This window comes from Cellulophaga sp. Hel_I_12 (assembly GCF_000799565.1).
Taxonomy (GTDB): Bacteria; Bacteroidota; Bacteroidia; order Flavobacteriales; family Flavobacteriaceae; genus Cellulophaga.
This window is the reverse complement of record NZ_JUHB01000001.1, coordinates 113,690-135,300: the sequence shown is the minus strand read 5'-3', so window position 1 is coordinate 135,300 and position 21,611 is coordinate 113,690. Positions and strand designations below refer to the sequence as shown.

Annotated in this window: 22 protein-coding genes; 9 read left to right on the top strand and 13 right to left on the bottom strand. The window is 35.5% G+C overall.

Going from position 1 to position 21,611, the window contains the following annotated elements; all coding sequences use genetic code 11:
* Window positions 1-94: 94 nt before the first annotated feature.
* From GQ45_RS00770 to glgB, 4 genes are all read right to left on the bottom strand, one after another.
* A complete protein-coding gene (locus tag GQ45_RS00770) occupies window positions 95-1,435 on the bottom strand; it encodes an MFS transporter (RefSeq protein ID WP_047414309.1) in 1,341 nt (446 codons plus the stop codon).
* 180 nt (window positions 1,436-1,615) lie between these two features.
* The gene (locus tag GQ45_RS00765; RefSeq protein ID WP_047414307.1) at window positions 1,616-2,425 is read right to left on the bottom strand and encodes a M48 family metallopeptidase; all 810 of its coding nucleotides are present in this window, start codon (window positions 2,423-2,425) and stop codon (window positions 1,616-1,618) included.
* Between the two features lie 105 nt (window positions 2,426-2,530).
* A complete protein-coding gene (locus tag GQ45_RS00760) occupies window positions 2,531-4,930 on the bottom strand; it encodes a glycoside hydrolase family 31 protein (RefSeq protein ID WP_047414305.1) in 2,400 nt (799 codons plus the stop codon).
* A gap of 103 nt (window positions 4,931-5,033) precedes the next feature.
* A complete protein-coding gene (glgB, locus tag GQ45_RS00755; protein ID WP_047414303.1) occupies window positions 5,034-6,929 on the bottom strand; it encodes a 1,4-alpha-glucan branching protein GlgB in 1,896 nt (631 codons plus the stop codon).
* Window positions 6,930-7,105: 176 nt separating this feature from the next.
* Between glgB and GQ45_RS00750 the strand changes: the two genes are divergently transcribed.
* The gene (locus GQ45_RS00750; RefSeq protein WP_156125317.1) at window positions 7,106-7,630 is read left to right on the top strand and encodes a hypothetical protein; all 525 of its coding nucleotides are present in this window, start codon (window positions 7,106-7,108) and stop codon (window positions 7,628-7,630) included.
* A 260-nt stretch (window positions 7,631-7,890) separates the two neighbouring features.
* Complete coding sequence (gene msrB / locus GQ45_RS00745; RefSeq protein ID WP_047414302.1) at window positions 7,891-8,394, top strand: peptide-methionine (R)-S-oxide reductase MsrB; 504 nt, start codon at window positions 7,891-7,893, stop codon at window positions 8,392-8,394.
* 283 nt (window positions 8,395-8,677) lie between these two features.
* Here the strand turns inward: msrB and GQ45_RS00740 are convergent, their stop codons facing one another.
* Window positions 8,678-9,391 (bottom strand): peptidylprolyl isomerase, encoded by a 714-nt coding sequence (locus GQ45_RS00740; protein WP_047414300.1) that lies wholly within the window; start codon window positions 9,389-9,391, stop codon window positions 8,678-8,680.
* Here GQ45_RS00740 and GQ45_RS00735 point away from each other — a divergent pair.
* Window positions 9,390-10,031, top strand: coding sequence for a CoA pyrophosphatase (locus GQ45_RS00735; RefSeq protein ID WP_047414298.1), 642 nt, complete (start codon window positions 9,390-9,392; stop codon window positions 10,029-10,031). The two genes, GQ45_RS00740 and GQ45_RS00735, sit on opposite strands and share 2 nt — an antisense overlap.
* A gap of 40 nt (window positions 10,032-10,071) precedes the next feature.
* The gene (locus GQ45_RS00730) at window positions 10,072-10,875 is read left to right on the top strand and encodes a 1-acyl-sn-glycerol-3-phosphate acyltransferase (protein WP_047414296.1); all 804 of its coding nucleotides are present in this window, start codon (window positions 10,072-10,074) and stop codon (window positions 10,873-10,875) included.
* A 275-nt stretch (window positions 10,876-11,150) separates the two neighbouring features.
* Here GQ45_RS00730 and GQ45_RS00725 read toward each other — a convergent pair whose 3' ends face one another.
* Both GQ45_RS00725 and GQ45_RS00720 read right to left on the bottom strand, forming a co-directional pair.
* A complete protein-coding gene (locus tag GQ45_RS00725) occupies window positions 11,151-11,816 on the bottom strand; it encodes a hypothetical protein (protein ID WP_052188087.1) in 666 nt (221 codons plus the stop codon).
* Between the two features lie 5 nt (window positions 11,817-11,821).
* The gene (locus GQ45_RS00720; RefSeq protein WP_047414294.1) at window positions 11,822-12,316 is read right to left on the bottom strand and encodes an RNA polymerase sigma factor; all 495 of its coding nucleotides are present in this window, start codon (window positions 12,314-12,316) and stop codon (window positions 11,822-11,824) included.
* Between the two features lie 152 nt (window positions 12,317-12,468).
* Between GQ45_RS00720 and GQ45_RS00715 the strand changes: the two genes are divergently transcribed.
* Window positions 12,469-13,758 carry an NAD(P)/FAD-dependent oxidoreductase gene (locus GQ45_RS00715; protein WP_047419882.1) on the top strand — a complete coding sequence of 430 codons (1,290 nt, stop codon included), beginning with the start codon at window positions 12,469-12,471 and terminating at the stop codon, window positions 13,756-13,758.
* A gap of 104 nt (window positions 13,759-13,862) precedes the next feature.
* Here the strand turns inward: GQ45_RS00715 and xerD are convergent, their stop codons facing one another.
* Window positions 13,863-14,759: a site-specific tyrosine recombinase XerD gene (gene xerD, locus GQ45_RS00710; protein ID WP_047414293.1), complete on the bottom strand. Its 897-nt coding sequence runs from the start codon at window positions 14,757-14,759 to the stop codon at window positions 13,863-13,865.
* Window positions 14,760-14,938: 179 nt separating this feature from the next.
* Between xerD and GQ45_RS00705 the strand changes: the two genes are divergently transcribed.
* Entirely contained in the window at window positions 14,939-15,451 is a 513-nt protein-coding gene (locus GQ45_RS00705; RefSeq protein WP_047414292.1) for a hypothetical protein, read from the top strand.
* A 249-nt stretch (window positions 15,452-15,700) separates the two neighbouring features.
* A complete protein-coding gene (locus GQ45_RS00700) occupies window positions 15,701-16,162 on the top strand; it encodes a hypothetical protein (protein ID WP_047414291.1) in 462 nt (153 codons plus the stop codon).
* 106 nt (window positions 16,163-16,268) lie between these two features.
* Here the strand turns inward: GQ45_RS00700 and GQ45_RS00695 are convergent, their stop codons facing one another.
* Entirely contained in the window at window positions 16,269-16,604 is a 336-nt protein-coding gene (locus tag GQ45_RS00695; protein WP_047414289.1) for a TM2 domain-containing protein, read from the bottom strand.
* Between the two features lie 42 nt (window positions 16,605-16,646).
* Here GQ45_RS00695 and GQ45_RS00690 point away from each other — a divergent pair, with 42 nt between their 5' ends.
* Both GQ45_RS00690 and aroQ read left to right on the top strand, forming a co-directional pair.
* Window positions 16,647-17,522 (top strand): hypothetical protein, encoded by an 876-nt coding sequence (locus tag GQ45_RS00690; RefSeq protein ID WP_052188086.1) that lies wholly within the window; start codon window positions 16,647-16,649, stop codon window positions 17,520-17,522.
* Between the two features lie 55 nt (window positions 17,523-17,577).
* A complete protein-coding gene (aroQ, locus tag GQ45_RS00685; protein ID WP_047414288.1) occupies window positions 17,578-18,006 on the top strand; it encodes a type II 3-dehydroquinate dehydratase in 429 nt (142 codons plus the stop codon).
* 126 nt (window positions 18,007-18,132) lie between these two features.
* Here aroQ and GQ45_RS00680 read toward each other — a convergent pair whose 3' ends face one another.
* The 4 genes from GQ45_RS00680 to GQ45_RS00665 form a co-directional block, all read right to left on the bottom strand.
* Window positions 18,133-18,426, bottom strand: a complete 294-nt coding sequence (locus GQ45_RS00680; RefSeq protein WP_047414287.1) for a DUF3817 domain-containing protein — start codon at window positions 18,424-18,426, stop codon at window positions 18,133-18,135.
* Between the two features lie 170 nt (window positions 18,427-18,596).
* The gene (lpdA, locus tag GQ45_RS00675) at window positions 18,597-19,988 is read right to left on the bottom strand and encodes a dihydrolipoyl dehydrogenase (protein ID WP_047414285.1); all 1,392 of its coding nucleotides are present in this window, start codon (window positions 19,986-19,988) and stop codon (window positions 18,597-18,599) included.
* A 284-nt stretch (window positions 19,989-20,272) separates the two neighbouring features.
* Entirely contained in the window at window positions 20,273-20,875 is a 603-nt protein-coding gene (locus GQ45_RS00670) for a trimeric intracellular cation channel family protein (protein ID WP_047414283.1), read from the bottom strand.
* A gap of 7 nt (window positions 20,876-20,882) precedes the next feature.
* The gene (locus GQ45_RS00665) at window positions 20,883-21,596 is read right to left on the bottom strand and encodes an RDD family protein (RefSeq protein ID WP_047414280.1); all 714 of its coding nucleotides are present in this window, start codon (window positions 21,594-21,596) and stop codon (window positions 20,883-20,885) included.
* Between the last annotated feature and the right edge of the window lie 15 nt (window positions 21,597-21,611).

The window sequence follows — 21,611 nt, the reverse complement described above, 5'->3', positions numbered from 1 at the left end:
ACTTGTGCTTGAACTTTTTTATTTTTAATTAAAAATCATAATTAAATCAACACGTTTTAAAATGAGCCAATTGTTACATTAGTACATGAGTACTTTAACCTATTGATTCATCCTTAGGAACTCTAAATAATAAAATGATACCGATTAAAAAGAAAACAAATAAAAACAAAATGGCATAACGCATACTACTTATTTGATCCACTACAGCGAAAATGACCATTCCGATAACAATCCCAATTTTTTCTGCAACATCATAAAAACTAAAGTAAGAGGTTGTGTCTTCTGTTTCTGGTAAAAATTTTGAATAGGTTGAGCGTCCCAAAGACTGCACACCACCCATAACCAAACCAACTAGACCAGCTGCAATATAAAACTGCATAGGGCTTACCATAAAAAAAGCATAAAAACACAGGCAAAGCCATACAAAATTAACGGCTATTAGGGTGTTGATATTTCCAAATTTTGCGGAAGCTCTAGAAGTAACAAAAGCACCAACAATCGCGACTAATTGAATGACCAAAATACTGAGAATCAAACCTGTTGTTTTTTCGGCATCTGTTGCCCAGTTAATTTCTTTTTCACCAAAATAAACAGCCATTAACATAATGGTCTGCACTGCCATACTAAACACAAAAAAAGCCCCCAAATAGCGTTTAAGTCGAACATTAGTTTTTAAGCTAAGCCAAACTGATCGCAATTCTTTTAGGCCGTTAAAAACGATATTTCTAGTGACTTTAGCGCCAGTAGACACTCCTTTTGGTAAGATATAAAACGTATACTGACTAAATAACACCCACCACAATCCGACGGTGATAAAAGCTATTTTCATAGCTTCAATCTTTGCTAGATTTAGTGACGCTTCCGTTGTTCCAATATCAAAACCAAACCATTGAGGATTCATCACCATGGCTAAGTTTAAAACTAAAAGTAAAACGCTCCCTATATATCCTAATGAAAAACCTTTCGCGCTTATCCCATCTTGTTGGTATTCAAAAGCGATATCAGGTAAGTACGAATTGTAAAATACGAGACTACCCCAATATCCAATTAAACCCATGAAATAGAACAACATGCTGATATGAATATGCTCTAAACTAAACCAATACAAGCCAATACAACCTAAACTCCCTACATAGCAAAAGAATTTCATAAAAGCCTTTTTATTGCCCACATAATCTGCAATTCCCGAAAGTATCGGGGAAAGCAACGCAACGGTTAAAAAGGTAAATGCCGTGATGATTGAAATTAAAACAGTTGGTTTCATTTCGTAGCCAAATGCGGAAACTAATTGATTTTGTGTCGTAAATAAGGCAGAATAAAATATAGGAAATATAGAGGATGCAATGGTAAGCGTGTAAACAGAATTCGCCCAATCGTAAAAAGCCCAGGCATTTAATAGCTTTTTGCTTCCTTTTTCAGCTTGTATTCTTGGCATAATTTGGTTGTTGGTTTTTTTAAAAGCTTTAGTTCGTGAGTAAACTTTTTAGGCTATGGTTGTTCTAATCATGGCTGGTAATTTCCTTTACCTAAGAATAGGAAAGCCGCCTTATGCGAAAGGCGGCTTTCCTATGTATAGATGTCTCTTTTCAATACAATTTTGGTTAATGTTTTGTTTTTATTTAAAAGAGGTAACTCCGAATTTAGCAGCTTCTTCTTTTGCTAATGGAGCCCAAGCCGTTAAGTTTGCAATTCTGGTGTCGTTTGAAGGGTGGGTACTCATAAATTCAGGTGGTGCATTTCCTCCGCTATTGGCTTTCATTCGTTTCCAAAGCTCGGCGGCTTCATCAGGATTATACCCTGCGATAGCCATAATCTGCAAACCAATACGATCAGCTTCAGTTTCATGCCCTCGACTAAAAGGTAACATAACTCCTACTTGCGACCCTATGCCATAGGCTTGATTAAAGGTGTTTAAGGTTTGTTGGTCTTTGATTAATACATTACCTGCCACGGCCCCTAATTGTTGAAAAGTACCTGCACTCATTCGTTGCGCACCATGATCAGCAAGGGCATGAGCCACTTCATGACCCATAACAACAGCCACGCCAGTTTCTCCTTGACAAATAGGCAATATACCTGTATAAAAAACAATTTTACCACCAGGCATACACCAGGCATTTACAGCCTCATCTTGCACCAAATTATATTCCCATTTATAATCCTTTAAATACCCTGGATACCCATTGGCTGTTAACCAACGTTCCGCAGCGGTAGCAATGCGTTGCCCAACGGTTGTAATCATACGTGCCTCTGATGTGCCAGTAACAGCTTTGTTTTCTGTTAAAAACTGGTCATATTGTGCAAAGGCAGTTGGAAAAATTTGACTATTAGGGTACATATTCAACATTTTTTTACCCGTAAACGGATTCACCTTACATGCTGATACTCCCAAAAAAATAACGAGAATTAAAATAATTTTTTTCATAATGAGCTCTAAAATAAGTATCAAAAAAATGGCTTCTTTTTTACTGTAATACCAAAAGCTAATCTTTGGATAGCATTAATGATTATGGTTCGAAATTACAAAAAATTACTTTCCTAATAATTGAAGGGTGGTAAAATCTTTGCTAATCTTTATCGTGTTATATTCCTCAAGTTTTACCTCGTCTAGAGTAACCAACTCATTGTCGACCATAATCGAAGTAATCACAAAGGGCAATCCATGAATTTTTATTTCAAATTTATCATAAGGCGTTATGAATGTGCCGTCTTTAAATTGTTGAATAATTAGTTCTTTGGGCTTACCGGTTAATTTAAAATTACGAAGACTATACCTTCCTTTTTTATAATCAAAACCATCCTGTGCGTCTTCATAAACTGTTGAATTTTCAATACCCAATTTATAATACACGTTTAAAAACAACTCCTCGATTTGTAATTCTCCAACATATTGTTGCACAGGATACTTAGGAATTATAGCACCTTCTTTTACAAATAAGGGAATAGAATCAATATCGGCTACTACCCACTTTTCTAAGCCTCCAACCACAAGTTCTTTGGTCCAATAGTTATACCATTTCCCTTTTGGGATGTACATTCGCCGCCCTTTTGCATTAGGCTCTTGTATGGGGCACACTAATATTTGTTCCCCAAAAATAAATTCATCTGTTCTAAAATGTGTTTGCGGATCTTCTTGATCATAAACGACTAGGGAACGTAGCATGGGTAAACCCTCTTTCGAATACTTATAAAACATGGTATATAAATACGGTAACAATTGATACCGTAATTCAATAAATTCTCGAACAATGGTGGTTATTTCTTCTCCAAAAGACCAAGGTTCTTGATCCCCGTGATCGCCACTAGAATGAACCCTACAAAAGGGATGAAAAATTCCTAATTGTACCCAACGTGCAAATAACTCACCGTCTGGTTGTTCTGCAAAACCCCCAATATCTGAACCTACAAAGGAATAGCCACTAATAGCCATTCGTTGCATTTGTACGTTGGCAATCCACAAATGTTCCCAGGTAGCCACGTTATCCCCAGTCCATGTGCACGCATAGCGTTGCGTACCCGCATAAGCTGCACGCGTAATAACGAAAGGTCTTTTTGGATATACATGTTTTTTAACGCCGCTATACGTTGCCCTAACCATCTGCATGCCGTACACATTATGTGCTTTACGATGTGTACAAGGATTACCGTCATAATCATGACGAGTATCCAGAGGCGCTGTTTTACTAGGTACCTCCATCACGGCTGGTTCATTCATATCGTTCCATACCGCATGGACCCCTAAATCAACCATAAATTCTTTATACAATTCAGCCCACCATTTCCGAACCTCTGGATTTGTAAAGTCAGGAAAATTACATTCGCCAGGCCAAACCTTACCATGCATTAAGGGGCCATCTCCACGTTTACAGAAATAATCATTTTCCATGGCTTCTTGATACACCCAATAATCACGATCAATTTTAATTCCGGGATCTATCATGACGACCGTTTTAAAACCATCTTCGGCCAATTCAGATATCATTCTTTTAGGATTTGGGAAAAGTTTTTTATCCCAAGTAAAACAACGAAACCCATCCATATAATCTATATCTAGATACAGACCATCACAGGGTATTTTTAAGTCTCTGAATTTTTTAGCTAATTCTTTTACACGAGCTTCTGGAAAATAACTCCATTTCGACTGTTGAAAGCCTAAAGCCCAAAGTGGAGGTAGCTCGGGTGTACCCGTTAAATTAGTATATAACCTTACTACTTTCTCCATTTCTGGTCCGTAAATAAAGTAGTAATTCATTTCACCACCATCGGCCCAAAAACTGGTGACATTTCTTTTTTCATGTGCAAAATCAAAATGGGTCTTAAACGTATTATCAAAGAAAATACCGTAGGCTTTGTTCTCTGTTAAACCCACATAAAAGGGGATGGCTTTATACAACGGATCTTGATCTTTACCATAAGCATATTGATCGGTAACCCAATTACTTACTCTTTTGCCTTTAAGATTTGAGTGTGTGGCTTTATCGCCCATACCATAAAAGCTTTCGCCTGTTTTGGTAATTTTACTCATTTTAACAATATTACCTCCGTATTCATGATTTTCTTCCCAGTGAAAACCCAATTCATCTTCATTGATGATATTTCCTTCTGGATCAGAGATTTGAATTCGCATGGTTTTTTTATCCACTAAAACTTTCATCCGAATTGTTTCTATCAAATATTCGGTTTTGGTTTCAGTGACGTTAAGTTCATCATAGCCTCTTAGGCCATTTTTACTTATGGCATAGGAGAAATCAGGTTCAAAAACATAATCGGTGGCATATCTGAACCTTACCATACTATTTCTTAACACTGTTATTTGCAATAAAACTCCGTTAGCAGAAGTGAAAGATAATTTATCGGTTTCTTGCTTAAAGTTTACAATTTCATTAGGATAAAGATTTCCCTTGTATTCAAGCTCAGTATTGGTTATCATAAGTTAGTACTTCAAGTGTATTGGCAAAAAAAAGACATTCGGTTTAAAAATTAAAAAGAATTTTTAAGGACTTATGAACTATTACGTTGTAGTTCCCATGTGTTTATTGTAAAATAACAACTCCTAATGGTGGTAATGTTATTTCAATAGAATTTTCATATCCGTGCGATGGTATTTTGCTTATTTTTAGGGCTTGATTGATAGCACCTGAACCGCCATACTCTTTTTGATCCGTGTTGAATAACTCTTTTATTTTTGTTTTTTTAGCAACTCCTATTCTATACGAACTCCTGGTAAGTGGTGTAAAATTACAAATAACTATAAGATCATTTTTTGTGTCATGACCTTTGCGAACATAGGCTAAAACAGAGTTTTCTGCATCCCCATAATCTATCCATTTAAAGCCTTCTGGGCTAAATTGCTTTTCGTAAAGTGCTGGATTATTTTTGTAAAAGAGGTTTAAATCTTTTACTAATTTTTGAGTTCCCGAATGAAAGTCATATTGTGTTAAATGCCAATCTAGGCTTTCTTGAAAATTCCATTCTGAAGACTGCCCAAATTCGCCACCCATAAAGATAAGTTTGGTACCGGGGTGGGTAAACATATAACCAAAAAGCAACCTTAAGTTGGCAAATTGTTGCCATTCATCGCCAGGCATTCTATAGAGTAGCGACTGTTTGCCATACACAACTTCATCATGTGAAAAGGGGAGCATAAAGTTTTCTGTAAAAGCATAGGTCATGCTAAAGGTAATATCATTTTGATGATGTTTTCTATAGATGGGTTCTTTTTTGAAATAGGTTAAGGTATCATGCATCCAACCCATCATCCATTTCATTCCAAACCCTAAACCTCCTGCATCAACAGATTTTGAAACGCCCGTAAATGCTGTTGATTCTTCGGCAATGGTCTGTACGCCATCAAAAGTATCATACACATAATGATTCATTTCTTTTAATAAAGAGATCGCATCTAAGTTTTCATTGCCTCCATATATGTTAGCATCCCATTCGCCATCTTCTCTCGAATAATCTAAATAAATCATAGAAGCCACCGCATCAACGCGCAATGCATCTACATGAAATTGATCTAACCAAAAGACGGCATTACTAATTAAAAAGGAACGTACTTCATTACGACCATAATTAAAAATTAAACTCTTCCAATCAGGGTGGTACCCCTTTTTGCGATCTGGATGTTCATACAGATGTGAGCCATCAAAAAAGCCTAATCCGTGAGCATCTTCAGGAAAGTGCGAAGGCACCCAATCTAGAATAACCCCTATATCGTTTTGATGAAATTTATCGACTAAAACCTTAAATTCTTCAGGAGTACCAAATCGGGAGGTAGGTGCAAAATAGCCTGTCAGTTGATACCCCCAAGAAGGATCATAGGGATATTCCATAATAGGCATAAATTCTACATGGGTAAAATTCATTTCTTTTACATAGGCCACTAACTCTTCAGCAAAATCTAAATAGGATAAAAATTCATTGTTTTTCTTACGTTTCCAAGACCCTAAATGCACTTCGTAAACAGAATAAGGTTTGTCTAAACCATTTTTGTCTTTGCGATAGCCCATCCAATCTTTATCTTGCCATGCATAGTCTCCGTCCCAAACCACCGAGCCTGTTTTTGGCGGATGTTCACAATAGCGGGCAAAAGGATCCGCTTTTTCTGTTCGAATTCCAAAATTTGCAGAACCAATATTGTATTTGTAAAGCGCGCCTTTGGAAACTTCAGGAATAAAACCTTCCCAAATACCACTTTCATCCCAACGTACATGAAGTTCATGCATGCCTACTTTCCAATGGTTAAAGTCTCCTATAACACTTACGGCATTAGCTGATGGCGCCCATACGGCAAAATAAGTACCATAAACTCCGTTTAATGTAATGGGGTGAGATCCTAATTTTTCATATAGTTTATAATGCTTTCCAGCTTTAAACAATTCAATATCAAATACTGAAAATAAACTATGTGGTTCTACTTTTGCCATATATACTGTTATTTACTGCAATATAATCAAGTTTGAATAATACTTAGCGGTTTCATTCGTTTGTTTTAAAAATAGTAACTAATTTAAAAATAACAAAAAGTGGAACGCTTTTTGTTTTGTACTAAAACAAATAACATAATACTCAAACACATCGTAAAATTCTAAAAACAATAATTATGAAAAAATTTACACTATTCGGAATATTTTTAGCGCTATTTTTTATCTCATGCGAAGGACCTATGGGACCTCCTGGTTTTGATGGATTAGATGGATTAGATGCAGAAATTGGTAAAACCTACGAGCTTGCGAATGTTAACTTTGCCGTTGGCAGCAATACAGTACGTTATACATTTCCTGAAAACATCATTGATGGCGATGCAGTACTAGTATATCGTTTAGAAGCTGTTGATAATGGCTTAGATATTTGGGAACCGCTACCTACAGCTACCATATTTTTTGATGGTGGAGGCTTTCTACAATACCGATTTAATTACACCCTTGGCGATGTAGATATCATTATCGAAAGTGATGATTTATCGCTGATTGATAATGAATTTATGTTAAATCAGGTATTTAGAATTATTGTGCTGCCTTCTGATTTAATTAGTGGCCTTGACACGAGTAATATGTACAACTTGATGGATCAATTAAGTTTAGATAAAAACAACTTTAAAACATTAGACATCCGTACTATAGAGTAATCGTTGTTTAAATATTTATACCAATCCCGTTGTTGATATACAACGGGATTTTTTTTGCTTTAGCCATAACCAAGTTTTGAGATTGGAATTCAATTTTCATCATTCTAAACTTGTTCAATGTCATTGCTATGCTGCGAAATTTAGGAAACCAATTCGTTTCATAGCGCGTTTTGTGCTTTTAAACTTGGATTCACAAACTTTATAAATTCTTTAACGCCTTAGAATTAAATACCTCCGTAAATTGTGTGAAAAATTAAGCTATGATTAAAAAGTTATTTTTTGGAATTGCAATTATTGTAAGTGGTTGCAAAGGCGTTTCGCAAGAAAAGCAAGTAGCCATGAATGACGCTAACAAACAACAAGAAAGTTTTAAAATTGTTAAAACTGAAAAAGAATGGCGTGAACAACTAAGCGATATCGAATTTTATGTACTCCGGGAAGAAGGCACGGAAAGAGCTTTTTCGAGCGACTTACTAAAAAACGAAGTGGTTGGCACCTATACATGCGCAGCTTGCGGTACCGCTCTTTTTAAAAGCGAATATAAATTCGACTCGGGCACCGGATGGCCTAGTTTTGATCGAGAAATTGAGGGAAATGTTGGCTTTGACGTGGATTATAAAATTGGCTACGAGCGTACAGAAGAATATTGTGCCAATTGCGGTGGGCATTTAGGTCATGTTTTCAATGACGGCCCAAGAGCAACTACAGGAAAGAGACACTGTATCAACGGTGCAGCTTTAAATTTTGTACCTGCTAAGAAATAAAGCTCAAAAAAAACCAAGATTTTTAGTGCATCAAGGTTTTTAAAGGTGGTAAGCCTACGACAAATCTATACCTTAAAGTGTTTGGTTACAACCCATATGAAATACTTAGAATCTTTTACACAGTAGGCTTAGCCACTTGTATATGCGCTTTTAAGGACCAGAAATGACAACCCCTATTAGATGGCATAAATCTAAAGGGGTTTTTTGTTTATTGCCAACAGAAAAGTATTAAAAAAAATAAAATCCACGAATTGCTGCGGGGTACTAGGCAGCCATGATGGTTTTATTTAAAAGCCTCTGCCTTGAGAATATAAATATTTTGAACAGGCCAGTCGCCTTGCTCTACGGGTTGTTCGCTAATCAGGTCTACAACATCCATCCCCTGAATTACCTTGCCAAATGGGGTATAATTTTTATCTAAATGATACGATCCCGGCTTTGTCACCACGATAAAGAATTCGAAAGGTGACGCCAATTTATGCGGATTATCCAATTCACTACTAGGCATAGATAAAGTACCTCTATCATGCCTGTATCCTTTTCTGGTATCAGGAGGTAATAAATACCTGCCAATAGCTTGGCGTTTTTGTCCGGTTTCTAAATTATCTGCATTGCCGCCCTGAATAATAAAATCTTTTACCACTCTATGAAACATGGTATTGTCAAAATACCCTTTTTTTGTTAAGTATATAAAGTTGGCTCTGTGATAAGGTACATTGTCATATAATTGAAGGGTAAAACTTCCTAAATTAGTGGTTATTTTTACCTTATCTTCAATCAACTCTTTTTCATATTCAAAGAAGAAGGGAATTACATTTTCTTCGGTGAGGACAAATTCTTCACTTTTGGCTTTAGGAACTACCGAATCTATTTTGATGCTGTCTTTTAAACTTTCTGGTTCTGGCTTCGCTGCTTTTACCTTGCTTGGTTTATCTTTACAAGCAGTAAACACATTGAAAACAAAAAAAAGTATAATTATTAATTGCGTACGAGTCATGAATTTTGATGATTTTTCTAAACGGATTTCAAAAATAAAAAATCTCCCGCTTCCTGGGGTAGATTCACATCATAAAATGACACCTTTATTTCGGGTTAAACAATTACAAGAAATTGAAAATTTAACTAAAAACCCAAAAAAAGCGGCTGTATTATCCTTATTTTACCCTAATAACCAACAAAATACAAATTTATTACTCATTTTAAGAAAAACTTATAAAGGAGTGCACTCTAACCAAATTGGGTTTCCTGGAGGTAAAGTAGAAAAAGAAGATAAAGATTTACTGCACACCGCTTTGCGAGAAACTCATGAAGAAGTAGGAGTACCACCCGCTGACGTGGAAGTCATTAAAAGCTTAACTCAAATTTACATTCCACCTAGCAATTTTGAAGTTTATCCCTATATAGGTATTTGTCGAAGTCCCAGTGGTTTTATTCTGCAAAAATCAGAAGTAGAGGCTTTAATAGAAGTTTCTTTAACTGATTTTATGGATGACAAACTGGTTTTTACAAAAAAATTAAGTACTTCATACGCCGAGAGTGTCGAGGTACCAGCCTTTAAATTAAATGGTTACACCGTTTGGGGAGCTACTGCTATGATGTTGAGTGAAGTAAAAGAGCTTTTAAAACAGGTTCTGTAGCTCATATTTTGTAATTTAGCAAATACTAATACATTCTAGCATGCCTTTATTTAAAAAGAACCCTTTCGGTCATTACCTGTTTCTAAAAAAATGGTTAATTCGAGTTTTAGCGCTCATTTCACACAAACGCTACAAAGGATTTAATACTTTAGAAATTGAAGGAGCAGATATTATCAGAAGCCTACCTGAAAGAAATGTACTTTTTGTCAGCAACCATCAAACCTATTTTGCTGATGTCGTAGCTATGTTCCATGTGTTTAATGCAAGTTTAAGCGGCAGAGATAATAACATTAAGAACCTAGGGTACATCTGGCAGCCTAAATTAAACATGTACTATGTCGCCGCTGCCGAAACCATGAAAAAAAGTTTACTGGCGAGAATATTAGCCTATGCCGGATCGATAAGTGTTGAACGTACGTGGAGAGCTGAAGGAAAAGATGTCAACCGACAAGTAAAAATGAGTGATATTTCTAATATTGGAAAAGCCTTAGATGATGGTTGGGTAATTACATTTCCACAGGGAACCACTACCCCCTGGAAACCGTTACGAAAAGGTACTTCACACATTATTAAAAAATATAAGCCGGTTGTAGTTCCTGTAGTCATTGACGGATTTAGACGCTCATTTGATAAAAAGGGCCTTCGCATTAAAAAGAAAGGAATTTTACAATCCATTGTCATTAAAGAACCCTTAGCCATTGATTACGAAAACGAATCTTTTGAGTCTATTATCGAAAAATTGGAGTATGCTATAGAGCAGCACCCTTCATTTTTAAAAGTGATTTCTGCGAAAGATTTAGCGATACTAGAGGAAGAAAACAAGGAACGTAAATGGCGTACTTAGGGCGTCGTTTAACCTAGATGTTCTTGGTTAAAAAAATTAGCCTTCTTGTTGAAACACATGCTTGTAGACTTTACCATTTTCAGGGTAGGGTGTTGTTTTATGTTAGAGCGCCTGTTTATAGCCACTAATTATCCATTCCGCCTGCACATCATATACATAAACCAAGATAAAGTACTAAAAGCATAGCTACTTTTTTACAGTTTAGCTACTTTGATTCAGCTAATTCCAAGCCGAGGACTCATTACAATGCTCAGCATCAAACAGCAGCCAGGTAACTACACCTCTAACTTTCTTAATTCACTATAATTGCTATTTAACTTCTTAAGTAAAAGTCCATAGAGTAAAAAGTAAATAAAACCAATAAGGAGGGTTAGGACTACTCCTGCTGCTGCCACAATAATCATGGATAGGAATTTTAAATTTTCTAATTTTTCTTTAGATATTTCGCTAATATCTTTTCCTGATAATTCAAGACTATGAATAAAGTCATCATTGATATAAATAAAAAAAACAACGGTCATAAACATCAACAAAAACATCGTAAGCGAAAAGAATATATAGTTTTTAACGGTTTTTCTAGTCCTGATAATTTTTGCCATTAAACTTTTGGCATTTTCTAACACTGAAATTTCTTTATATCGTTTATAAAACTGAAAGATAAAGTAGGCCACTACGGCATAATAGAGAAAAGATAAAATAAATAAGGGATTGGCTAATCCTAAATTTTCGTAAAGTTCATACCCGTCACTTGGCCATAGCGATGGAAAGAGGTATACCAAATGTGGCACCAAAAGTTCAATAAGGCTAATCACAAAGATCCACTTCACAATAGAAAAAGATTTTTTCCAAAGCATCCCGTGAATTTCATTGTAAGACAATTTAGGATGATCTACATCCTTTTTTTGCCAGTCTTTTTTTAATAGTTCTAATTCATCCATCATACCTCCTATGGATTTAATATGGTTCTTAATTTATTCTTTATTCGGTTCATTTTAACTCTTGCATTTACTTCCGAAATACCTAAGGTTTCAGAAATTTCACTATAATTTTTATCTTCCAAAAACAAAAAAACAAGTGCTTTATCAATATCGTTCAATTGCTTTACAGCTTTATACATAAGAGCTAATTGTTGCTCCTCAGTAGGGTCATACTCATCTGCTTTTATTTTAAAAAAGATGGTGTCATCATTTAAAGTTTTGACTCTCTTTTTAGATTTTCGGTATAAAGTAATTGCCGTATTTAAGGCTACACGATACATCCAAGTACTAAATTTTGAGTCTCCTCTAAACTTTGGATATGCTTTCCACAGTTGAATAGTAATCTCTTGAAATAAGTCATTATGCGCATCCTGATCATTCGTATAGAGTGTACAAACTTTGTGAACAATATTCTGATTGCTCTCCAGTTCAGTCACAAAGGCATGTTCTAATTCTTTACTCAAACTTTGGTAGGTTACGTGTTATTAGTAGTATAGCTTGTCATTTTGTTACAACTTACTTTATATTTTTTTTAAAAGAGGTATAAATCCTTAAAAATACTATTTTCTTGTATGAAAGCTATCTGCATTTGCTTATTTTTACCTCGATGAGCGCATTGAATATTCCCAAAAGTAATTATCCTAGAATTATTATTATAGGCGGCGGTTTTGCTGGTATTTCTCTGGCCAAAGAACTGAGTAAAAAAGAGGTGCAAGTACTTTTAATAGATAAAAATAACTACCATACCTTTCAACCTTTACTATATCAAGTTTCTACGGGTGGTCTAGAACCAGATTCTATTGCCTACCCCATTCGGAAAATATTAAAAGAATATCCAAATTTTTATTTTCGTTTGGCTAATGTAGAACAAATACTACCCGAAACTAATACTTTAATTAGTTCTATCGGCACTATTGATTACGATTATTTGGTATTGGCCACCGGGTCCGAAACTAATTTTTTTGGCAATAGCGAAATTGAAAAATACGGGATGGTCATGAAGTCTATTCCAGAATCTTTAAATCTTCGAAGTCTCATTTTAGAGAATTTTGAACAAGCCTTACTCACGGATGATTTACATCAACGCGATGCGCTAATGAATTTTGTAATCGTAGGCGGTGGCCCGACAGGAGTAGAATTAGCAGGGGCATTAGCTGAAATAAAAAAAGGCATTCTCCCAAAAGATTATCCAGATTTAGATACCCGAAGAGTACAAATAAATTTAATACAATCGGGAGATCGTATTTTGAAAGAAATGAGCGAAAAGGCCTCGCAAAAAGCAGAAGATTTTTTAGAAGCTTTAGGGGTTCAAATATGGAAAAACACCCGTGTAAAATCGTATGACGGGAAGATCGTCAGTACTGCAACTGAACTTCGTTTTGAGGCGGCTACCTTTATTTGGGCTGCTGGCGTTCAGGGGACGGTAATAAAAGGCTTAGATGCTGAAGAGATACGTACAAAAAGTAAACGAATCCGCGTCAACGAGTTTAACCAAGTCTTAGGCCATAAAAACATATTTGCCATTGGTGATATTGCAGCAATGGCTTTAGAAGCGTATCCCTCGGGACACCCTATGATGGCGCAACCTGCCATGCAACAGGGTCGAAATTTAGGTCAAAATTTAGTGCGTTTATTAGCGCAAAAACCATTAAAACCTTTTCACTATAAAGATAAAGGAAGTATGGCCACCGTAGGTAGAAATAAAGCGGTGGTTGATTTAAAGCACTATAAATTTCAAGGTATTTTTGCTTGGTACGTTTGGACGTTTGTGCACCTTTTCTTTTTAATCGGATTCAGAAACAGGATGATAGTTTTTATTAATTGGGTATATAACTATATTCGTTTTGACAGAGAGGCCCGTTTAATTATTAGGCCTTACAAAAGAGATTATTCCCGTTTTAGATAGGGCACACGAATTACGCCAAACGCTTTTTTTCCTTATGATCAAAATTATTTTTTTTTATTCAGGAATACCTTACTAAAAGCATCTTTTTTTTAGCTTATAGCCCTCTAACTTCTTGGATGGTATTTTGTTAACACCTCTGCCAAATGTGTTCGGTCTACATGCATATACACTTCGGTGGTGGTAATACTTTCGTGTCCTAACATTTGTTGAATAGCTCTTAAATCAGCGCCATTTTGAAGTAAATGTGTCGCAAAGGAATGCCGAAAAGTATGGGGGCTAATGGTTTTGTTGAGCTCAATTTTTTCAGCCAACTGCTTTATAATGGTAAAAATCATAGCTCGGGTAAGTTTTTTACCTCTTCTATTTAAGAATAAAACATCCTCATGACCCTTTTGTATCTTTAACAATACTCGAAGTTGATTTTTATACCTTGTAATATATTTTTTATTGAGGTCGCTGATTGGTACAAATCGTTGCTTATTGCCCTTACCAGTTACTTTAATAAAATCTTCTTCAAAAAATAAGTCCGATATTTTTAACTCGACCAATTCCGAAACGCGTAATCCACAGCCGTATAAGGTTTCTAAAATGGCTCTGTTTCGTTCTCCTTCTGGTTTAGACAGATCAATAGCTGCAATAAGCGCGTTAATTTCTTGTTCTGATAAGGTATCTGGTAGTTTTCGGCCAATTTTAGGCGCTTCAATTAATTCTAAAGGATTATCATTTCGATATCCTTCAAACAACAAATAATTAAAAAAACTTTTTAAACCTGAAATAATTCGAGCTTGTGAACGGGGATTTACTTCTTTAGCTATAGTGTAAACAAACTGTTGCAGCAGGTCTTTATCTATGTTTATTGGCGCAACCTTTATGGCATTAGTTTCTAAAAACAACTTTAGTTTTTCAACATCCAAGGAGTAATTCGCTATAGAGTTTTTAGACAAACCCCTTTCTATCTTTAAATAGTTTTGATAATCATTAATAGCTTGAGTCCAGTTCATAGCATAAAGATACTACACCAGCGCCATACAACTCCATCCTTAAACCATAGAAATTAAGAATCGATACCTTAAATAATATTTAGTTCACCACATTTTCCCATCGGTATACAACTATTTGTTTAAAAAAAATAAAGTCAAATTTATATTTGCCCCTTAAACATAAATAAATTTAAAAAATTATGAAAAAAGTTTTATTGATTGCCGCTTTTGCATTCGTTAGTTTTGGTGTTCAAGCACAGGATGAAGCCGGACAAACAGATAAGGGTAGCTGGTTAATTGAAGCCAATACAGGCTTTGGTCCTGTTGGTGGTGGAAACACCTCCTTTGCATTACAGTCTGTTGATGGCAACACAATTTGGTCTATTGGAGCCGAAGGAGGTTACTTTGTAGCGGATGATTTAGCTATAAAAGTAGGTTTAGGTTACGCGGATGCTGGTTTTCAAATATTTAACTACAAAATTGGAGCTAAATACTATATCTCAAGCATGATACCTGTTCAGGTTGATTTTACAGGAGCTAGTATTGATGGTATTGATGACAACCCTAGTTTTCTTGGTTTACAAGGAGGTTATGCTATCTTTTTAGGTCAAAATGTAAGTATTGAGCCAGGCTTACGTTATAATTTTTCTTTAGACGATCAAATCGCTGAAAGTAGCTTGCAATTCAATATTGGTTTTGCGCTACATTTTTAAGGTATATGATGTATTTATTTTGAAAAGGGAAGCTATTGCGCTTCCCTTTTTTGTTGGTATGAACAGCCTATAAGCCAATACTCAGACCCAAGCACTCCTAAAAAATATGTTTTAGGCTTAGGGAATACCTCCCCATAATGAAGCTGTTTTGTTTAAACCTACGTATATTTATGGTGTAGTTTTCTATAAAAAAAGTAGCTTTGGTTTTTAGTTTACTTCTGATGATTTTAAAAATTTAAAACAGTTTACATGAAAAACATAGCACTTATTACAATGACACTTTTGGCTCTTGGCCTAACTAAAGTTCATGGTCAAACGAATTACAGAACGTCGGTTGGATTAGGAATAGATTTTGGGACAGGAGAAACCCTTGTTGGCCCAAGTGCCAAGTATTTTTTTAAACAAAACCAAGCGGCCTTAGCCGAGGTGGTTTTTGGCAGTGGCATTACAGGAGTCACTTTATTGTACCAGTACCATGGTAGAATTGCATCCACGAATGGCTTACGATGGTTTGCCGGTGCTGGCCCTTCATTTAATTTTATAGGTGGGGGTACCACGTTTAGTGCTAGACCCAATGTGGGTTTAGATTATAAAATTGAAACTATTCCACTTAACTTTTCCTTTGATTGGCGCCCTGATCTTTTAATTTCAGAGGATGGCGGTTTTCAAGCCGCACGGTTTGGTATTGGTATTCGATACGTTATAAATTAAATCGTTACTTGTACTAAGCATAAAAAATGCAGTGCTTAGAACTCACTTATGTTTAAGCCAAAAAGCCGAGAGATCGTCTCGGCTTTTTTCTGTAAAACAGCGTTGCTTAGTTAAAGTTATCGGTCAAGATATTTATGAGATCCACAATAGCCCAAACTCCAAGACCTCCTAAAGTTAAAATATATAAAATATTCCAACCTGTTGGTTTTTTAGCGTACCATCTATGCGCAGCAAAAACACCTAAGAAAAACCAAAAAGCAACAGCTACCCATTTATCATAACCTGCAGCAGCCGCAGCAGGGGTATAAAGGTCTGCTTTTGAATCTTCACTTATCGTAGTATTTTGATGCGTAGCAGCAGCTCTCTTTACAGGAAAAGAGGCGCTAACGGATGTGAAAGAAAAAATAACGAATAAAAGAGGTAAAAAAAGTCTTAAGTTCATAATAAATTATATTTTTGGTTACACTCAAATATAAAAATAAAAATGCCAAGAATAAGTTTAACATTTATTTTTATTTTACTTTTTTTACTGTCTGCCAATGCGCAAAATCAACAAGAATATCTGGGTGTTTTAAAATTAAATGATAGTTCGTTTATCTCCTATCGCCTTAATTTTGAAATCATGAAGGATAATTCATTAAAGGGCTATTCGGTAACAAATATGGGTGGAGCCCATGAAACGAAATCGTACCTAGTAGGTAAGTATGACCCAACAGATAATTCAATCTTTTTTAAGGAAGAAGGCGTAGAGTACACCAAATCTGATGTCAAAATGTTTGATTTCTGTTATGTACATTTTAAGGGTACATTAAAAAAAATAACAGGACAAGATAGGCTTGAAGGTCCATTTTTTGGAAAATACAGTGATGGTGTTTCCTGTATTGATGGTGAAATAAAGCTTAAGAATTTTGATCAGATTGAAAAAATAGCAGAAATAGCGGATAAGAAAATTCAAAAATCAAAAAAAATAAATGATAGTATCAAAGAAAACATAAGTGTTTCTAAAACTCTGACTTTGAGCGGCTTAAATGTTTTAAAAGCCTCAGAAACTACGACACTTTTTACCAAAAGTAGCATTATAAAATTGCATATTTGGGACGCAGGAAAGCTGGATGGTGATAAAATTTCAATATTTTTTAATGACGAAAGCCTATTAAATAGTCATGTGATATCAAAAGAGAAAAAAAGTATTTCGCTTAACTTGATGAAAGGTGAAAACATTTTAAAAATTAGAGCTGAAAATTTAGGAGCAATTGCACCCAATACAGCAAAAATTGAGGTTTACGATGGTTTTAAAAATATAGATTTGCTGAGTAATTTAAAAAAAGGAGAATTAACGACCATTTTAATAATTAATTAATAAACTATTTTAGCCCTATGCTAGCGCATGATATAAAATAGCAAACGACTCTGATATGAAAATACTTATTTTAAACGGCCCTAATTTAAACTTGTTAGGGAAGCGAGAACCTGAAGTCTACGGCACGACGACTTTTGAAGATTATTTTTCAGAATTACAATTTCGTTTTAAAAATTCGCAGTTAGACTATTTTCAATCTAATATTGAGGGTGAATTAATCGGGAAATTGCAAGAGGTTGGCTTTTCTTATGATGGCATAGTCATCAATGCCGCGGCCTATACGCATACCTCTATTGGCATTGCCGATGCCATAAAGGCTATAAGTACTCCAGTGGTTGAAGTTCATATTTCAAATACCTACAGCCGTGAAGAGTTTAGACATAGATCCTATATTTCTCCTGTCGCAAAAGGCGTTATTTTAGGCTTCGGACTGCAGAGTTACGACTTGGCGATACAGAGTTTTGTAAATAGCTATAAGTCCTAGGCTTTAGGCTATAGGCTTTAATAAAATAGACTCAAGTTTAGGTACACTTCGACTCCGTCAGTGCAAAGGTATCGAGTACAATTTTAACCGACCTTTTCCCGGCAAAACTAAATGAAGAACCGATAACTAATTAGCACTTACTGCTAAAGGCTTTAAATATTTTTTATCGATATAAAAAGTACCAAAGGGAAGTAGTGAAGCAATAAACAGGATCACAAAACGCTTTAGGCCCCATTTTTGTTCCAAACAAAATAGCGCAGCTAAAACCACATAAGCCATAAAGAGAAAGCCATGCGCATACCCAATATAAATATTCGGCTCTGGAATTTTAGCGAGGTATTTTAAAGGCATTCCTATACCAAAAAGTAGTAGATACGATATTCCTTCTAAGATGGCGGTCAGTCTAAATATTTTAAGCATTATTTAAAATTATATTGAATTGTGTCCCTAGCCTTTTCTAAATCCATGTACTCGAATCACCTAGCTTTTATTTAAAAAAATTAAAAGGAGCAGCTTGTTCTTTGGTATTTTTCTTGTAAAAAAAATGCTGCGTCAAAAACACAGCATTTTTTGTTCTTCATCTTTATGTTTTATAAGTGAATCACTTCATCATACGCTGCAGCAACAGCCTCCATAACAGCCTCACTCATGGTTGGATGCGGATGAATTGCTTTTAATATTTCATGGCCCGTGGTTTCTAATTTTCTTGCTACGACCGCTTCAGCGATCATATCAGTAACACCAGCGCCAATCATGTGACAACCTAACCATTCGCCATACTTGGCGTCGAAAATTACTTTTACAAAGCCATCAGGAGTTCCGCTAGCTTGCGCTTTTCCACTTGCTGAGAATGGAAACTTACCCACCTTAATGTCGAATCCTTTTTCTATGGCTTGCTTTTCTGTTAAACCTACAGAGGCTATTTCTGGACTGCAATACGTACAACCTGGAATATTACCGTAATCTAAAGGCTCTACATGCATTTTAGCTAATTTTTCAACACATAAAATTCCCTCTGCTGAAGCTACATGCGCTAATGCTGGTCCAGGCGTTACATCACCAATGGCATAATAGCCAGGAATGTTGGTCTGGTAAAAATCATTGACTAAAATTTTATCTCTATCGGTGATGATCCCAATATCCTCTAAACCTATGTTTTCAATATTTGTTTTGATACCGACAGCTGAAAGCACCATATCGGCTTCTAAAATTTCTTCTCCTTTTGCCGTTTTTACTGTGACTTTTACGCCAGCACCAGAAGTGTCAACTTTGGTAACTTCCGAAGACGTCATAATCTTAACGCCTGCTTTTTTAAAGCTACGTTCTAATTGTTTTGAAATATCTTCATCTTCAATTGGAACAATATTTGGCAAATACTCCACAACGGTAACATCAGTTCCCATCGCATTATAGAAATATGCAAATTCAATTCCGATCGCACCACTTCCTACAACAATTAATTTCTTTGGCTGACTTTCTAAGGTCATTGCTTTTCTATAGCCTATAATTTTTTTTCCATCTTGTGGCAAACTAGGCAACTCTCTACTACGAGCTCCAGTAGCAATGATTATATTACTGGCGCTATATTCTGTTACCTTACCTTCCGCATCGGTAACCTGGACTTTTTTTCCAGCTTTTAAGGTACCGAAACCTTTGATGACTTCAATTTTGTTTTTTTTCATTAAAAACTGAACTCCCTTACTCATGCCATCGGCTACACCACGGCTTCTTTTGACTACAGCGTCAAAATCCTTATCAACATTATCTACTTTTAATCCGTAATCTGCAGCATGCTGTAAATAATTAAAAACTTGAGCTGATTTTAATAATGCTTTAGTCGGAATACAACCCCAGTTTAAACAAACTCCTCCAAGAGATTCTTTCTCTATTATAGCGGTTTTAAATCCTAATTGAGATGCTCTAATGGCAGTCACATAGCCCCCAGGACCACTTCCTAAAACAATGATATCAAAATTGCTCATATATGTATTTTTATTGGTGTATTAATTTCAAGCTGCAAAGTTACAAAACCTTGTTTAATGTACCAATGTGTTTAATGTAACAATGTGAAAATTAATTAATGAAAAAAAGTTCAAGTTCAAGTGCAAATTCAAACAATATAGTCAATTTGAAGATTTTCTGATTTGAAAAACTATCCATCCAGCAGTCGAGTTTGAAATTTAAAGATATCTCAAATACTACCCTCTACCCTCTAAGTACTAGCAACTTTTATTACTTTCGACATTTGACTTTAGACATTAGACTACTACCTATAAATACTCGGTAAGGTTATTTTAAATTTTACGGCTAATAAACGAATTCCGATAACAATAATAATACCTCCGATATATGGGAAGGCATCATCTATCGGAATTTGTTTTAAGGCAAAATACCCCAATCCGCCTAAAATACACGCCGTTGCATAGACTTCTTTTCTAAAAATAACTGGAATTTCATTGCACAAAATATCGCGGATAACGCCTCCAAAACTAGCTGTTATAGTTCCTAAACCGATACACATTATAGGCGCCAAACCAAAAGCAATTCCCTTTTGGATCCCCACCATGGTATATAATCCTATGCCGATGGTGTCAAACAAAAACAAGGACCTACGAACGTACTTTAATTGATTTCTAAATAAAATAGCAAGTACCACAGAGCCAATAATGGTAAACAAATAAACGGTTTCCTGTAACCAAATTACGGGTGTACTTCCTACCAACACATCACGTAAAGTACCTCCACCAACGGCTGTAACGAAAGCAATGATAAAGACACCAAACATATCTAATCGTTTATCCATGGCCACCATAACGCCTGAAATAGCAAAAGCAATAGTTCCTAAAATATCAATAGTAAAATAAAACATACGCTGTTTATTGTTGGGTGTAAAAATTATAATCTTTAATGACGATTGCTACAAATTCAATAGCCATGATATCTGTTGATATTTGAGTTACTTCCTTAATTTTAGTACTGAGGTTTACGATGACCTTATGATCACCGCTACGCTTTGCATCGGTATACATGTTTTTTATAGCTTGCATTTCGTGATCTTTAAAAACAGTAACTTGGGGGAATTTCGGTACATAATCCGCAGGGAGTTCTTGTAGTAAAGTATCGCGCAAAGAAATACGCTTTTTTTCGCTAATTACGGTAGTTCCTGCTGCAATATCCCCTACTCTTTGGCCCTGTCCACGAATTAAAAACGTAAGTACCGCAACGCCTCCTGAGGATAACGAAATATCTACAATTCTCATGATCCAACGCACAAAATAGTTGCCAAAATTTGGATTCGATCCGTCGAGTTTTACCACTCTAATTTTCATGGCTGCCTTGCCAAAGGTTTTTCCGTTATTAAAAGTCTCTAGTAATAAATAGTATAAAAAAGCGGGTAAAGAAAATAACATCCATATTGCCCAAGTATCCCCCAAATCCATATCTAACGAAACTAAAATTAGGATCATAACAATATAATAGGCCATTAAAATAAAGCTGTCTATTAAAAAAGCCAGCATGCGCTCCCCTAAATGTGCTGTATTTTGACTTATACTAATATTTTGAGCAGTTTCTATTTGAAATTGTTCCATAGTTGTTGTTTCTTT

Coding starts and splice junctions, on each gene's coding strand:
- GQ45_RS00770 (WP_047414309.1), bottom strand. CDS start 1,435: ATGCCAAGAATACAAGCTGAAAAAGGAAGCAAAAAGCTATTAAATGCC.
- GQ45_RS00765 (WP_047414307.1), bottom strand. CDS start 2,425: ATGAAAAAAATTATTTTAATTCTCGTTATTTTTTTGGGAGTATCAGCA.
- GQ45_RS00760 (WP_047414305.1), bottom strand. CDS start 4,930: ATGATAACCAATACTGAGCTTGAATACAAGGGAAATCTTTATCCTAAT.
- glgB (WP_047414303.1), bottom strand. CDS start 6,929: ATGGCAAAAGTAGAACCACATAGTTTATTTTCAGTATTTGATATTGAA.
- GQ45_RS00750 (WP_156125317.1), top strand. CDS start 7,106: ATGAAAAAATTTACACTATTCGGAATATTTTTAGCGCTATTTTTTATC.
- msrB (WP_047414302.1), top strand. CDS start 7,891: ATGATTAAAAAGTTATTTTTTGGAATTGCAATTATTGTAAGTGGTTGC.
- GQ45_RS00735 (WP_047414298.1), top strand. CDS start 9,390: ATGAATTTTGATGATTTTTCTAAACGGATTTCAAAAATAAAAAATCTC.
- GQ45_RS00740 (WP_047414300.1), bottom strand. CDS start 9,391: ATGACTCGTACGCAATTAATAATTATACTTTTTTTTGTTTTCAATGTG.
- GQ45_RS00730 (WP_047414296.1), top strand. CDS start 10,072: ATGCCTTTATTTAAAAAGAACCCTTTCGGTCATTACCTGTTTCTAAAA.
- GQ45_RS00725 (WP_052188087.1), bottom strand. CDS start 11,816: ATGATGGATGAATTAGAACTATTAAAAAAAGACTGGCAAAAAAAGGAT.
- xerD (WP_047414293.1), bottom strand. CDS start 14,759: ATGAACTGGACTCAAGCTATTAATGATTATCAAAACTATTTAAAGATA.
- GQ45_RS00705 (WP_047414292.1), top strand. CDS start 14,939: ATGAAAAAAGTTTTATTGATTGCCGCTTTTGCATTCGTTAGTTTTGGT.
- GQ45_RS00700 (WP_047414291.1), top strand. CDS start 15,701: ATGAAAAACATAGCACTTATTACAATGACACTTTTGGCTCTTGGCCTA.
- GQ45_RS00695 (WP_047414289.1), bottom strand. CDS start 16,604: ATGAACTTAAGACTTTTTTTACCTCTTTTATTCGTTATTTTTTCTTTC.
- GQ45_RS00690 (WP_052188086.1), top strand. CDS start 16,647: ATGCCAAGAATAAGTTTAACATTTATTTTTATTTTACTTTTTTTACTG.
- aroQ (WP_047414288.1), top strand. CDS start 17,578: ATGAAAATACTTATTTTAAACGGCCCTAATTTAAACTTGTTAGGGAAG.
- GQ45_RS00680 (WP_047414287.1), bottom strand. CDS start 18,426: ATGCTTAAAATATTTAGACTGACCGCCATCTTAGAAGGAATATCGTAT.
- lpdA (WP_047414285.1), bottom strand. CDS start 19,988: ATGAGCAATTTTGATATCATTGTTTTAGGAAGTGGTCCTGGGGGCTAT.
- GQ45_RS00670 (WP_047414283.1), bottom strand. CDS start 20,875: ATGTTTTATTTTACTATTGATATTTTAGGAACTATTGCTTTTGCTATT.
- GQ45_RS00665 (WP_047414280.1), bottom strand. CDS start 21,596: ATGGAACAATTTCAAATAGAAACTGCTCAAAATATTAGTATAAGTCAA.